The sequence below is a fragment of the Streptomyces sp. NPDC004629 genome (assembly GCF_042873595.1).
In the GTDB taxonomy this organism is placed as follows: domain Bacteria; phylum Actinomycetota; class Actinomycetes; order Streptomycetales; family Streptomycetaceae; genus Streptomyces.
This window is the reverse complement of the sequence record NZ_JBIALO010000002.1, coordinates 312,929-326,226: the sequence shown is the minus strand read 5'-3', so window position 1 is coordinate 326,226 and position 13,298 is coordinate 312,929. Positions and strand designations below refer to the sequence as shown.

The following is a 13,298-nucleotide window of genomic DNA, read 5'->3' as shown; positions in this document are numbered from 1 at the left end:
CGTACCGATCTTCATTAGATGCCCGAGGCACCTAACGGGTGACCCAAAGTTCGGCCAGATCGGCTACCTGCGGAATCTGGCCGGGAAGCGACTCTTCCGCTTCGTGTTCGATGGCCCTCACGGGGGTGCCGGCCATCTGGAACCGGCCATTCCACGATAGTCCATCGTCCGCGGCGCGATCCGGATGAAATCCTCGGTCACCGGTGTTGAACCGCGGTGTCAGTGAGCCTTTGTCGCGACGAGGAGAACGAACAACATGCCTCTTGAGGGCGAGTACGAGCCCAGTCCGACCGCGTGGGTCCGGGAGCAGGTCGAGTTGTACGAGAGTTCCGGTGGCACCGAGGGGACGACGCTGCTGGACACGGGGCTGCCCGTCATCGTGCTGACCACCCGGGGCGCCCGCAGCGGCAAGATCCGCAAGACGCCGCTGATGCGGGTCGAGCACGCGGGACGGTACGCCGTGGTGGCCTCGCAGGGCGGTGCGCCCAAGCACCCGGTCTGGTACTTCAACATCACCACCGATCCGCGGGTGGAACTGCAGGACGGGCCGCACAAGCAGGACATGACGGCCCGTGAGGTCACCGGCGCGGAGAAGGCCGAGTGGTGGGAGCGGGCGGTGGCCGCGTATCCGCCGTACGCCGAGTACCAGGAGAAGACGTCCCGCGAGATCCCGGTCTTCGTCCTCGAACCGGTCGCCGGAAGCTGAATCCGGCCGGGCGCCGGAGCCATCCGGAAAATCTGCCGCCGCAAGGCATGAACGGCCCCCGGTCCGGGCACGTGTGCGTCAGGCCCCGCCGCGCTCCCCCGTCGCGGCGGGGCTTCGCCGCGCCTCCCCCACCCCGGCCGCCCGGCCACGCCCCGGGCCCTACCGCGGCGGCGACCCGGGCGAGGGAGCCTTCGATGGGCCCGGCGACATCCTGTGCAGCGACCGGCGGTGCCCGGCGCGGCACGGTCGCACTCGCTGCGCCTGTCCGGCCGCGTCCGGCGCATCTTCAGGACGTACACCCCGACGGGTGACGCCTTCGGCGGGGGCCGGTGGTGCGCGGCCCCGGGCACCGGGCCGGTGTCGCTGCCCGGCGAGCGCGAGCGCGGTGGCTTCGAGGAGGCGCAAGAGTGTACGCGCGGCGGGGAACGTGAGCAGTAACCCACATCACGGCGATCTTGCGGGATAGATCATTTAGGCTCTGGGCAACCTCATACTGCTTCCGGTCTCAACTTACCGGCCAGAAAGCTGAGTTCGAGGGCGCGGGAGGCCGAACCGGCCGCCCGCTCGCAGGGGCGGGGGGACTCTGCGTTCCGTCTCCCGAAAGGAACCGCATGCCGCAGGACGTCACCTTCGACCTGCCCTTCGAGACCCCCGTCAGCCCGCATCTGGAGTACGCGCGATCACGCCATCTGCGCTGGATCTGGGACATGGGCCTGGTCCGCAGCCAGGCCGGGTTCGCGGAGTACCGGTCCTGGGACCTGCCGCAGGCAGCCGCGCGCACCTATCCGCACGCCTCGGCCGACGACATGGTCGTCCTGATGAACTGGTTCTCACTGGCCTTCCTCTTCGACGACCAGTTCGACACCGGCCGGCCGGACCGTGCCGACCGGATCGCGGAGGTGGCGCGCGAGCTGATCGTCACGCCGCTGCGCCCGGCCGGCACACGGCCCCGGGTGGTCTGCCCGATCACCGTGGCCTGGGCGGAGGTCTGGCAGCATCTCTCGGATGGCATGTCCCTGACGTGGCGGTCCCGGTTCGCCGCCTCCTGGGGACGGTTCCTGGTGGCGCACTGCGAGGAGGTCGACCTGGCGGCCCGCGGGCTGGCCGGAACGCTCACACTCGACGAGTACGCGGCCTTCCGCCGCCGCACGGTGGGCATCCACCACAGCATCGACGCGGGCGAGCGCAGCCGCCGCTTCGAGGTGCCGGCCGAGGTGCAGGCCCATCCGGTGATGGAGCGGATGCGCGATCTGGCCGCCGACACCATCGGGTTCATGAACGACATCCACTCCTTCGAGCGCGAGCGGCGCCGGGGCGACGGCCACAACCTGATATGCGTCCTGCAACGGGAGCGGGGCGGCTCGTGGCAGGAAGCGGCCGACGAGGCGTACCGGATGACGACCGAATGCCTCCAGGAGTACGTCGCCCTGGAGGCGCGCGTGCCGCGGATGTGCGACGACCTCGGCCTGGACGAGGCGGGGCGGCAGCGGGTGCGGATGGGCGTGGAGGCCATCCAGCACTGGATCAACGGCAACTACGAGTGGGCGCTGACCACCGGCCGCTATGCGGCGGCCAAGGAGGGTCCTGCGGTGAACGCCGAACTGGCCGGGCGCGGCTCGGTGGACGACCTGCTCGCCGTATGAGGGAACGCCGCGGGGCCGCCGTCCGAGGGGACGGCGGCCCCGCGCGTTTCAGACGGCGAACTCCACCGGCAGGCTGTCCAGCCGGGACTCCCAGGTGGAGGCCGTCGAGGTGAGTTCCTCCGGCGGCACGGCCAGCCGCAGCCCCGGCAGCCGGTGCAGCAGCACGTCGACGGCCGTCTCGATGATGCCCTGGCCGAGATTCTGCCCCGGGCACTCGTGCGGCCCGGCGCTGAACGCCAGATGCGACTGGTTGCCGACGACCGAGACGGCCGGGTCCGGGCGGATCTGCGGATCCGCGTTGCCCGCCGCGAGGCCGAGCACCAGCAGGTCGCCCTCCTTGACCGGGCAGCCGCCGAGCTCCAGGTCGGAGGTGGCGAACCGGCCCGGCAGCACGGCCAGCGGCGGGGTGTTCCACATGACCTCCTCGACCACGGAGGACATGTTCAGCTGCCCGCTGACCAGTTCGGAGCGCCGCTCGGGGTAGGTGAGGACGAGTTGCAGGGCCCGCGCCAGCAGATTGCTGGTCATGGTGTGGCCGGTGATCAGCACCAGGCGCAGATGGTTGACGAGTTCGTCCTCGTCCAGGTCGGCGGAGTGGTCGATGAGCCCGGAGGCGAAGTCGGCACCCGGTTCGGCGCGTTTGCGGGCCGCCAGCTCGGCGAGGACGCCCATGATCTTCTCGTTGTGCGCGAGGGCGTCCGCGCCGCCCTTGAGGATCTGGTTGCTGGACTCGGCGAGACTGCGCCCCTCACGCTCGGCCAGCCCGAGGACCCGGGTGAGGACCAGCATCGGCAGATAGTCGGCGAAGTCCGTCACCAGGTCGGCGCGGCCCGCGTCCGCGAACGCGTCGATCTGCTTGTGCGCGAAGTGCGTGACGTGCCGCCGGATGCCGCGGCCGGAGACGCCGAGGAGGTTGTCGGTGACCGCGCCGCGCAGCCTGCGGTGCGGCTCGCCGTCCTGGGAGACGCAGTCGGGTCGCCAGCCCAGCATCTGGATCAGCGGCGAGGTCTCGGCGACCCGGCCCTCCTGCCAGTCCCGCCAGATCCGTGAATCCCGGCTGAACTGGAGCGGGTTGTCGAGCACCCGCCGGTTCTCCCGGTAGCCGAGCACCAGCCAGGCGGGGATGTCGCCCTCCAGCAGGATCGGGGCGACCGTGCCGTGCTGCTCACGCAGTTGCGCGTAGATGCCGTGCGGATCCCGCTCCGACTCCGGGCCGTACAGCCGGGTGACGCCCGCGCCGTGGGCGACCGGGCAGCCGCCCGCGGCGCCGGGGCCGTGGGACTGGTCGTTCATCGGGACTCCACTGCGACGGCCGAGCGTTCCTGCAGATGACGGATGAGCGCGAGGAGCACGTCACGGCTGGAGGCGCGGTCGCGGGCGTCGCAGACCACGACCGGGGTGTGCGAAGAGATGTCCAGGGCGTCCCGGATCTCCTCGATCGGGTGGCCCTTGGAGTCGGGGAAGACGTTGAGGGCGATGACGAACGGCACGTTCTGCCGTTCCATCTCCTCGATCGCCCGGAAGCTGGAGGCCAGCCGGCGGGTGTCCACCAGGACGATCGCCCCCAGCGCGCCCTTGAACAGCCCGTTCCACAGGAACCAGAACCGCTCCTGGCCCGGGGTGCCGAACAGGTACAGCATCAGACTGTCGTTGAGGCTGATCTTGCCGAAGTCCAGGCTGACGGTGGTCTCGGCCTTGTCGGCGATGCCGATGAGGTGGTCGTCGCCGACGCTGGCCTGGGTGAGGGTCTCCTCGGTGGTGAGCGGCTTGATGTCGCTGACGGAGCGGACCATGGTGGTCTTGCCGGTGCCGAACCCGCCGGCGATCATCACCTTGACCGAGCGGGTGCCTCCGGCGGCGGGTCGGCCGGATTGGTCAAAGCCTTTCAAGTCCACTGAGTACCTCCTGAAGGAGCGCGAGGTCGGGCCCGCGCCCGGCGTCGTGCGCCGGGATGGGGTCACGGGCTTCGACGCGGCCTGCGTCCAGCAGATCCGCCAGCAGCACCGCGAGAATGTTGAAGGGCAATCCGAGATGGGCGCCGAGTTCGGCCACCGACAGCGGATCGCGGCAGCGCCGGACGATCTCCTCGTGCTCGTGCTGTATGCCCGGGGCGGGAGCGGTGCGGGAGACGATGAGGGTCGCCACGTCGAGGCTCGACGCCGACCCGCCCGGCCTGCTGCGCCCCTTGGTCAGGACGTAGTAGCGCTCAAGGCCTTGGGGGTCCCCCCGGCCCGAGCGCGGCCGAGAGCTTGGGGGAGGGTCCGTGGGCCGGCGGGGAGCACTCATCCAGAGTGCTCCTCCAGGCGCGGAGTGGTGCCGAGCAGCTCGCCCATGCGGCGGGCCAGGTCTCTCATCTGGTGGCCGAGCAGGCCCTGGTCGAGTCCCTCGCGGGCCAGCACGCCCAGGTAGGTCTCGACCCCCGCGCGGACCACGAACAGATGCCCGCCGTCGACCTCGATCATCGCGAGCCGCAGCTGGCCCGCGTACTTGGGGAACTGCTCGGCGACCGGCTGGGCGAGGGCCTGCAGGCCCGCCACCACCGCCGCGAAGCGGTCCACGTCGTCGGGGTCTTCGGCGCCGAAGGAAGTGATGGCCTTGCCGTCGCTGGAGGCCACAAGGGCGAAGCGGATCTCCGGGATGCTCTCCACCAGATCGCGGAGCGCCCAGCTCACGTCGGTTCCCTGTTGCGTCATGTGGACTAGTCGCTCTCTTCAGTGCGGTGCTCGGTGGACTCACGGGCGGCGGACGGCGCGGGTGCCGCGGCGGCTTCGGGCGCGGGGCCGGGGGCGGCCTCACCGGACTCCGCGAAGGCGTGCGCGTCGGCGGCGGGCGCGGTGCCGGCGTGCTCGTCCTCGACGGGTCCGGAGCGACGCGACGCCGTCCGGGCGGCCGAGTCGCGGCCCGCGGTGGCGAACGCCGCCAGGCCGGCGAAGGACGCGTCCGGCGGTACGGCGGAGACGGCGGTGGCGTCGCCGCGTCCGGCCTCCTGCGGCGGCTCCGTCTCATGCCGTCTGCTTCGGCGCCGGGGCAGTCCGCCGGGCGTGGTGTCCAGGGTGTCGGCGGGCTCGGCCGCGGGCGGTGCGGCGGCCGGGCCGTGGGACGCGACGGGCGCCGGGGCCGCGGCGGAGGCGGGCGGTGCGGCGGGCGGAGCGGTGGCCGGGGTCGCGGGCAGCGGGCTGAAGTACTTGTGCGGGACCACGACGACGACCGAGGTGCCGAGCCAGGGCGAGTCCGCAAAGGTGACGCGGATGCCGTAGCGGCGGGCGAGGATGCCGACGACACGCAGACCGATGGTGGCGTCCTCGGAGATGCCGCCGATGCCGGGTCCGGCCGCGGTGCCCGCGAGGGAGTGCTCCGCCTCGCGCTTCTTCTCCTCGCTCAGTCCCTTGCCGGAGTCCTGGATCTCGATGCCGACGCCGTTCGGGACCTCCTTGCCGGAGACCACCACCGGCTCGGTGGGCGGCGAGTACCGGGCCGCGTTGTCCAGCAGATGCGCGAAGATCAGCGTGAGATGGTCCACAAGACCGCCGTCGACGCCGAGTTCGGGCAGATGGCGCACCTCGACGCGGTGGAAGTCCTTGATCCGGCCGATGCCGCCGCGCACCACGCTCAGCAGGCGCTGCGGCTCCTGCCACTGCCGGCCCGGCCGGTCCGAGCCGCCGAGCACGCCGATGCTCGCGGCGAGCGAGTCGGCGGGGCCCAGCTCCTGGTCCAGCTCCATCAGGCCGCGGGCCACAGCGGGCAGCCGGCCGTGCTCGCCCTGCATCTCGTGCAGCCGGCCGCGGAGCTTGCTGGTCAGTACGTGGATGCGGTTGCCGATGCTGATCACGGCCTGCTCGGCGGAGGTGGAGCGGTTGAACTCCTCCTCGATGCCGATCAGCGAGGTCCGCAGGATCCGGCGCAGGTCGGCCCGGAGTTCCGGCGCGACATCGGCCTTCCAGGTGGCCGGCAGCACGTCGTCGATGGCGTCGCCGGCCCGCAGCCGCTTCAGCGCCTCGGGCAGCTGCTCGTCGGCGAGCCGGGCGATGGCGGCTCGCTGGTGGGCGAGTTGTTCCTCCCAGATCTCGGCCCGGTCGGCGAGCTGGGCCTCGTAGGAGGTGGCCTGGTCGGTGAGCCGTTCCTCGTAGGCCCGTGCGGTGTCGGCGAGTTGGGCCTCGTGGGCCGCGGTCTGCTCACCGGCCTGGGCCTCGAAGGCGGCGCTCTGCTCGGTCAGCCGTGTCTCCAGCGAGGCGCGCTCGGCGGCGAACTTCCGCTCCAGTCCAGCGACATGCTGCTGCCACTGCTGCGCGTGCTCGGCCTGCGTGGTGCGGGAGCTGTCCGCCAGGCCGCGCAACTGCCGCTGCGAGCGGATCAGCAGCCGTACGCACACGGAGCCGGCGGCGGTCGCGGCCGCACCTGCGACGGCGGCGGTTATTCGCTCCGAGCTCATGAAGGTGGCGGCAACCGTCCCGCCTCCCAAGGCCAGTGGCATCAGCCACCAGCTGTACCAGGCGACAGGGGCCCGCGCCGCCGGTGGCGAAGTGGCGAGTTCCATCTGCATCCTTCGAAAGCGATCACAACAAGGGGGTGCGCGAGGGCCGCACTCATGAGTGGGCACGGCGAGCCGACCGCTCGATGGAACGGTCACGTCAACTCGCGGTGACTTTCTGGAGCTTATCTGGTTCGAAAGCGAAAAGATCAACATCGCCGGAGGCGGACGTGAGGATTCCGCCACTCTCCGACACGCCCGCCCCGTCACCAAACCTCCCCCCGACCCAGGCGACTTGGCCGCAGGACCCGGCGCCGGCCGGCCACTGCCTCGGACGCGGACCGCCGGCCGGGTGGTCCCGATGGGCGGCGACCGCGGGTTCCGGGCTGTGGGCCGGATGAGTGGCGGAGTCCGGGCCGCGTGCCGGACGCATGGCGGAGTCCGGACTGCGGGCCGGGACGGTCGGGGGGACCATGAGTGCTGTGAACACGATGCGCGCAATCAGCCAGGACGTCCTCGGCGGCCCCGACGTACTCAAGGAGGTACGGCTTGAGCAGCCCGCGCCGCGCCCGAACGAGGTACTGGTCCGGGTCCGTGCCGCCGGGGTCAACCCCACCGACTGGAAGCACCGGGCCACCGGCGGCTTCCTGGGCCGGCCGCCCTTCGTCCTGGGCTGGGACGTCTCGGGCACGGTCGAGGAGACGGGGATCGGCGTGGCCGCGTTCGCGCCCGGGGACGAGATCTTCGGCATGCTGCCCTACCCGTTCGGGCACGGTTCGCACGCCGAGTACGTCGTCGCCCCGGCCCGTGCGCTCACCCGCAAGCCGGCCGGTATCGACCATGTGCAGGCGGGTGCGCTGCCGCTGGTGTCGCTGACCGCGTGGCAGGCGCTGGCCGAGACGGCCGAGTTGACCGCGGGCCAACGGGTGCTGGTGCACGCGGCGGCCGGCGGGGTCGGCCATGTGGCGGTGCAGATCGCCAAGGCGCGGGGCGCGTATGTGATCGGCACGGCGAGCGCGGGCAAGCACGACTTCCTGCGGAGCATCGGCGTGGACGAGGCGATCGACTACCGCGGCACGGACGTCACGGAGGCCGTGCGGGACGTCGACGTCGTGCTGGACACCCTCGGGGGCGACAACGCCGTCCGGTCGCTGCGGGTGCTGCGTCCCGGTGGGATCCTGGTGTCGATCCTGCCGGTCGGCTCACGGGAGCTGTACGACGAGGCCGCCCGGCTGGGTGTGCGGGCCGTCCGCATGCTGGTGGACGCCGACCGCGCCGGCATGCGGGCGATCGCGGCACTGGTGACCGAGGGCGCGCTGCGGGCGACGATCGCGCAGACGTTCCCGTTGGCGGAGGCCGCGCGGGCGCACGAGCGGGGAGAGACCGGTCGGACGACCGGGAAGCTGGTCCTCGTGACGGCCTGAACCGCACAGCATGCAGCCAAACTGGAAGACATGTGTCAATCGAACATGCTCAAATTCCCTCTATCGAGGGTAACTTGCAGGGCAGGGAACGGATTTCCCGGCACGGGTGGGAGGTGACGTCGTGCGCCCGGAACCGCGGCAGGAACCCGCACCGCTCACCCGGCACCTGCGCGTCCGTCAGGACCGCGGGGCCACGGTGCTGGAGTTCCACGGCGAGATCGACATCGCGGCGGCCACGGAGATCGGTCCGTACCTGGACCGGGTGACGGACCGGCCCGGCGCCCGCATCGTGATCGACCTGCGGCACATCGAGTTCTTCGACTGCTCGGGGCTGCGCCTGCTCTATCGGGCCCGCGGCCGGGTACTGGAGCGCGGCGGGCGGCTGCACCTCGTGTGCACCCACCCGCTGACCCTGCGCGTGCTGCGGGTCACCGGCCTGGCCCGGCTGCTGCCCCCGCGGCCGACGCTGGACGCGGCCCTGGACCAGCCCGAGACCGCCTCCGGCTCGTGGTGAGCGCGCGGGGGGGTGCGCCCCCGCGTGCCCCCGGTGAATCCACCGCCCCGCCGACCGGGCGGTCTGGTAAGGGCGTTCGGCGGGCATCCGGACAGCAGGAAGGGGGACCGCCGACATGACGACTGCCATCAGACGGCTGCCCGGACGCATGCCGGGCTGGGCGAAGGCCCTGACCGCCGTCGTAGCGGTACTCGCGGTGCTGTTCGCCGGGATCCGGCTGGCCGTGCTGCCGGGCATCAAGGACCTGTTCGGCACCGAGACGCACGACCGCTCGGGACCGGCGCTCCTCGAATCGATCCGGGACATGAGCCGTTACGACGCCGCATCCGGCACCTTCCAGGTCGTCGTGGACCTGGAGAAGGACGCCAAGTACCTGCCCGACACGATCCGCGGCACCCGTGCTGCTGCTCACGGCGATCGTGATGCTGCTGGTGGAGCTGGCGCAGGGCGCGCTGATCACGGGTCGCGCCTTCGACGTCGACGACGTGCTCCTCAACACCGCGGGCGCGCTGGTGGGCCATCTCTTCCTCGGCCGACGGCTCGGGCGGGCGGTGCACGCGCGCGAGGGGAAGACATGAGGTGCCACCGCCGGGACGGCGGCACGAGGCCGCCGCATGGGCACGCGATCGGCCGACACTGGTCCGTACCAAAGTATTGACGCTCCCTTACCTCACTTCTTAAATCAAGAGGCGTCACCTTCACCCCCCACCCCGGCCCGGCACGTGCGCGTTCCGGGCCGCCGCATGGAAGGGCGAGCCATGGCCTCCCCACGCCTGCTCCGCAGCTGTCTGTTCGCCGCGCTGTCCGCCGCGCTCGTCGCCACCGCCGCGATCGGTCCCGCCCAGGCGGACACCTCCGACGCCGGCGTCACCGCCGTGACGTTCTCCGACACCTTCGACGGCCCCGCGGGCGCGGCCGTCGACTCCTCGAAGTGGCAGACAGAGACCGGCGACAACGTCAACAACCACGAGCGGCAGTACTACACCTCGGGCAACAAGAATGCGGCCCTGGACGGCCAGGGCCATCTGGTGATCACCGCCCGGCGCGAGAACCCCTCCAACTACCAGTGCTGGTACGGGACATGCCAGTACACCTCGGCCCGGCTGAACACCTCCGGGAAGTTCACCGCGCAGTACGGACACGTCGAGGCCCGGATGAAGATCCCGCGGGGGCAGGGCATGTGGCCCGCGTTCTGGATGCTCGGGACACCGGTCAACTGGCCGGACTCCGGTGAGATCGACATCATGGAGAACGTCGGCTTCGAGCCCTCGACCGTGCACGGCACCATCCACGGCCCCGGCTACTCCGGCTCGGGCGGCATCGGCGCGGGCTACACCCTGCCGAACGGGCAGGCGTTCGCGGACGGCTTCCACACCTTCGCCGTCGACTGGGCGCCCGACTCGATCACCTGGTCCGTGGACGGCAATGTCTACCAGCGGCGGACGCCTGCCGACCTGGGCGGCAGGACATGGGTGTTCAACAAGCCGTTCTTCCTGATCCTGAACCTGGCGGTGGGCGGCTACTGGCCCGGCGACCCGGACGGCTCCACCGTGTTCCCGCAGCAACTGGTGGTGGACTCGGTGTCGGTGACGACCGGCGACACCGCAGCAGGCGCCGCGATCAAGGGCCTGGCGGGCAAGTGCGTGGACGTGGCAGGCGCGAACGCCGCCAACGGCACCGCCGTACAGCTCTACGACTGCAACGGCACCGCCGCCCAGCAGTGGACGGTGGGCTCGGACGGCACGATCCGGGCGCTCGGCAAGTGCCTCGACGTCACCGGCAACGGCACGGCGGACGGTTCGACGGTTCAGCTGTGGGACTGTACGGGCGGCCCCAACCAGAAATGGGCGGTGTCCGCCGCGCACGACATCGTGAACCCGCAGGCGGACAAGTGCCTGGACGTCACGGGCAACGACTCGGCCAACGGCACCCGGCTGCAGATCTGGACCTGCTCGGGCGGCGCCAACCAGAAATGGACGGTCGGCTGAGCGGGCGGGGCCTCAGTGCGGCGTCCAGGTGAACTTGTCGCCGCCGACCCAGCGGACCACATCCGGGTCGTCCAGGTCGTGGACGGTGATGCCGTACGCGGCGGCGACCTCCAGGACGTCGGTCACGGTCCGTGCCGCACCGACCACCCGGCCGTCGACCTCCATGATGCGGAACGGCGGGTTGCCCGGCCTGCCCCGCATCACCCCGTGGACCAGGATCCGCGGTCTGGAGATGTGCGGGCTCGCTATCTCGGTCATGTCATCGAGCCTAATTCGCAGATAACCGATATGGGCGATACATCCGTTTGATCGCCGTGCGCCGCACGACGCCCGTGGGCCGTCGTGCGGCGCCGCCACGCCTGGGCAACCCTTGACGTGGAGGTGGCGATGGATCCCCTGGAGTCGCTGGACCGGATCGCCTTCCTGCTGGAGCGGTCCCTGGCGCCGACGTACCGCGTGCGCGCCTTCCGCACCGCCGCGCGGGTGCTGGCCGCCCTGCCCTCGGCCGAGGTCGCCGAGCGTGCCGCCGCCGGGAGCCTGGAGTCGCTGAAGGGCGTCGGCCCGAAGACCGCCCAGGTGGTGCGGGAGGCACTGGCCGGTGAGGTGCCCGGCTATCTGCGCGCCCTGGAGGACGAGGCCGGCGCTCCCCTCACCGAGGGCGGCCGGCGGCTGCGACAGGCGCAGCGCGGGGACTGTCATCTGCACTCCGACTGGTCGGACGGCGGCAGCACGATCGAGGAGATGGGGCGCACGGCGGCCCGGCTCGGGCACGAGTGGGCGGTGCTGACCGACCATTCGCCCCGGCTGACCGTGGCCCGCGGGCTGTCGCCGCAGCGGCTGCGGGAGCAGTTGGCCGCGGTGGCCGCGCTGAACGCGGACTGGGCCCCGTTCCGGCTGCTCACCGGCATCGAGTGCGACATCCTGGAGGACGGTTCGCTTGACCAGGAGCCGGAGCTGCTTGAGCTGCTGGACGTGGTGGTGGTGTCCGTGCACTCCAAGCTGCGGATGGACGCCCGCGCCATGACCCGCCGGATGGTCGCCGCCGTGCGCAGTCCGCACGCCGATGTGCTCGGCCACTGCACCGGGCGGCTGCGGGGCGAACAGGGCCGGCCGGAGTCCCGGTTCGACGCGGACGCGGTGTTCGCCGCGTGCGCCGAGTCGGGCACCGCCGTGGAGATCAACAGCCGCCCGGAGCGGCTGGACCCGCCCCGCCGGCTGCTGCGCGCGGCCGTGGAGGCGGGCGTGCTGTTCTCGATCGACACCGACGCGCACGCCCCCGGCCAGCTCGACTGGCAGGTCCTCGGCTGCGCGCGGGCCGAGGAGTGCGGGGTGCCCGCCGAGCGGGTGGTGACCACGTGGTCCGCCGCGCAGCTGCTGGCCTGGACCCGGGAGGGCCGGATCCCGCGGCGCGCGGCGGAACGTACTTCGCCGGAGTGACGCGCATCACGATGGCGGGCGGCCTGCGCCCGGAACATCAGGGGGTCGTTGCCCGTTGAACAGACCGTGGGTGCGCACGGGACAGTGTCCCCGGGCCTCATCTTCCGCCCACAGGGACGATCGTTCGGCTGAAGCCCTGTGGAGCCTTTCGCCGAGAGGCGACCGCCGTGCGTGCCCACCCCTTGGCCGCCCCGGCCGTGATTCCCCCGTCGCGGTCGGGGCTTCCCCCTGTCCGGGCCGCGCGCATCTGCGTTGACTTCGAGAGCGCTCGAATTCGTAGCGTTCCGGACATGAGTGCTACCGCACAGCACAAGATCGGTTCGGGCTTCGGCGCCGCCAGCACGGCGGACGAGATCCTGGCGGGCATCGACCTCACCGGGCGGCTCGCCGTCGTCACCGGCGGCTACTCCGGCCTCGGTCTGGAGACCACCCGCGCGCTGACCGGCGCCGGGGCCCGCCCGGCGCCCCGCCGTCGCCCGCGAGGCGCTGGCCGCGACCGGAGCAGGCGGCCCGACTGTGGGCCCTGTCCGCCGAGCTGACGGGCGTGAACGTCTTCGCCTAGGCCCTCCTGGCGGACCGCGCGGTCTCCGGCGCACCGGACGCGGGCCCGTGCCCGGACCGCCGCCGGTCAGTCGGAGGGCTCCTCCGGTACCGGGTGCTCGGGGTGCACCGTCCCCGAGAACGGCGTGTCGCCGCGTCCCGTGCCGGCCTCGTCGGTGTCGGGCACATCGTCGACATCGTCGTCGGTGTCGGCCGGGTTCCGCGGTGCGGCCTCCCACCGGTCGTTCCCGGCGCCGGCCTGCTGGTCCGGCAGGTCACGGGGGACGGGCGCACCGCCCTCGGCGGGCTCGCCACGGCGCTGTCCGGCCATCATGCGCTCCCCTCGCGTGCGATCGAGCCAGGAGCGGGTACCACGCGGCACGCCCCCGAAACGCGCAGCACGCGGATGCCGGCGAGCAGGGCGAGGACTCCCGTCGGCGGTACCGAGCCAGGGCGCATGGTCAGCGAGGCGCGCCAGGGCGGCAGGCGGTCCGCGACCACGGGCCGCACACGATGCCCGCCACGGCCGAAAAAGTCCGCCACAGGCAGAATCGCGACGCCCACGCCCCAGGAACGAC

14 protein-coding genes and 2 pseudogenes are annotated in these 13,298 nt (G+C 72.0%); 9 read left to right on the top strand and 7 right to left on the bottom strand.

The annotated features are described in order from the left end of the window. Positions 1–256: 256 nt before the first annotated feature. Positions 257–706: a nitroreductase family deazaflavin-dependent oxidoreductase gene (locus tag ACFYTE_RS04460; protein ID WP_388704726.1), complete on the top strand. Its 450-nt coding sequence runs from the start codon at positions 257–259 to the stop codon at positions 704–706. 611 nt (positions 707–1,317) lie between these two features. Then, complete coding sequence (locus tag ACFYTE_RS04455) at positions 1,318–2,349, top strand: 7-epi-alpha-eudesmol synthase (protein ID WP_388704724.1); 1,032 nt, start codon at positions 1,318–1,320, stop codon at positions 2,347–2,349. A 48-nt stretch (positions 2,350–2,397) separates the two neighbouring features. Here ACFYTE_RS04455 and ACFYTE_RS04450 read toward each other — a convergent pair whose 3' ends face one another. The 5 genes from ACFYTE_RS04450 to ACFYTE_RS04430 are packed head-to-tail and all read right to left on the bottom strand — an operon-like array spanning position 2,398 to position 6,883. Next, positions 2,398–3,642: a cytochrome P450 gene (locus tag ACFYTE_RS04450; protein ID WP_388704721.1), complete on the bottom strand. Its 1,245-nt coding sequence runs from the start codon at positions 3,640–3,642 to the stop codon at positions 2,398–2,400. Then, complete coding sequence (locus ACFYTE_RS04445; RefSeq protein WP_388704718.1) at positions 3,639–4,244, bottom strand: ATP/GTP-binding protein; 606 nt, start codon at positions 4,242–4,244, stop codon at positions 3,639–3,641. Before ACFYTE_RS04445 ends, ACFYTE_RS04450 begins: the two co-directional genes overlap by 4 nt. Continuing rightward, positions 4,225–4,635: a DUF742 domain-containing protein gene (locus ACFYTE_RS04440; protein ID WP_388704715.1), complete on the bottom strand. Its 411-nt coding sequence runs from the start codon at positions 4,633–4,635 to the stop codon at positions 4,225–4,227. Before ACFYTE_RS04440 ends, ACFYTE_RS04445 begins: the two co-directional genes overlap by 20 nt. Continuing rightward, on the bottom strand, positions 4,632–5,042 hold the full coding sequence (locus ACFYTE_RS04435; protein WP_030043913.1) for a roadblock/LC7 domain-containing protein: 411 nt from the start codon (positions 5,040–5,042) through the stop codon (positions 4,632–4,634). The genes ACFYTE_RS04440 and ACFYTE_RS04435 overlap by 4 nt, the downstream gene beginning before the upstream one ends. Positions 5,043–5,047: 5 nt before the next feature. Further along, a complete protein-coding gene (locus ACFYTE_RS04430) occupies positions 5,048–6,883 on the bottom strand; it encodes an ATP-binding protein (protein ID WP_388704713.1) in 1,836 nt (611 codons plus the stop codon). 407 nt (positions 6,884–7,290) lie between these two features. On the opposite strand from ACFYTE_RS04430, the gene ACFYTE_RS04425 reads away from it, so the two are divergent. From ACFYTE_RS04425 to ACFYTE_RS04405, 5 genes and pseudogenes are all read left to right on the top strand, one after another. Further along, positions 7,291–8,241: an NADP-dependent oxidoreductase gene (locus ACFYTE_RS04425; protein ID WP_388704710.1), complete on the top strand. Its 951-nt coding sequence runs from the start codon at positions 7,291–7,293 to the stop codon at positions 8,239–8,241. Positions 8,242–8,362: 121 nt separating this feature from the next. Then, on the top strand, positions 8,363–8,755 hold the full coding sequence (locus ACFYTE_RS04420; protein ID WP_388704707.1) for an anti-sigma factor antagonist: 393 nt from the start codon (positions 8,363–8,365) through the stop codon (positions 8,753–8,755). Between the two features lie 115 nt (positions 8,756–8,870). Further along, a pseudogene (locus tag ACFYTE_RS04415) lies at positions 8,871–9,155 on the top strand (DUF4230 domain-containing protein); the annotation flags it as partial. Position 9,156: 1 nt separating this feature from the next. Then, positions 9,157–9,333 carry a VanZ family protein gene (locus ACFYTE_RS04410; protein ID WP_388705172.1) on the top strand — a complete coding sequence of 59 codons (177 nt, stop codon included), beginning with the start codon at positions 9,157–9,159 and terminating at the stop codon, positions 9,331–9,333. A gap of 180 nt (positions 9,334–9,513) precedes the next feature. Next, positions 9,514–10,743: a ricin-type beta-trefoil lectin domain protein gene (locus tag ACFYTE_RS04405; protein ID WP_388704706.1), complete on the top strand. Its 1,230-nt coding sequence runs from the start codon at positions 9,514–9,516 to the stop codon at positions 10,741–10,743. A 12-nt stretch (positions 10,744–10,755) separates the two neighbouring features. On the opposite strand, the gene ACFYTE_RS04400 is transcribed toward ACFYTE_RS04405, so the two are convergent. Then, positions 10,756–11,001: a hypothetical protein gene (locus ACFYTE_RS04400; RefSeq protein ID WP_388704704.1), complete on the bottom strand. Its 246-nt coding sequence runs from the start codon at positions 10,999–11,001 to the stop codon at positions 10,756–10,758. Positions 11,002–11,130: 129 nt separating this feature from the next. On the opposite strand from ACFYTE_RS04400, the gene ACFYTE_RS04395 reads away from it, so the two are divergent. After that, complete coding sequence (locus ACFYTE_RS04395) at positions 11,131–12,180, top strand: PHP domain-containing protein (RefSeq protein ID WP_388704702.1); 1,050 nt, start codon at positions 11,131–11,133, stop codon at positions 12,178–12,180. A 290-nt stretch (positions 12,181–12,470) separates the two neighbouring features. Next, a pseudogene (locus ACFYTE_RS04390) lies at positions 12,471–12,659 on the top strand (oxidoreductase); the annotation flags it as partial. A gap of 149 nt (positions 12,660–12,808) precedes the next feature. Here the strand turns inward: ACFYTE_RS04390 and ACFYTE_RS04385 are convergent. After that, positions 12,809–13,051: a hypothetical protein gene (locus ACFYTE_RS04385; RefSeq protein WP_388705170.1), complete on the bottom strand. Its 243-nt coding sequence runs from the start codon at positions 13,049–13,051 to the stop codon at positions 12,809–12,811. Positions 13,052–13,298: the final 247 nt, after the last annotated feature.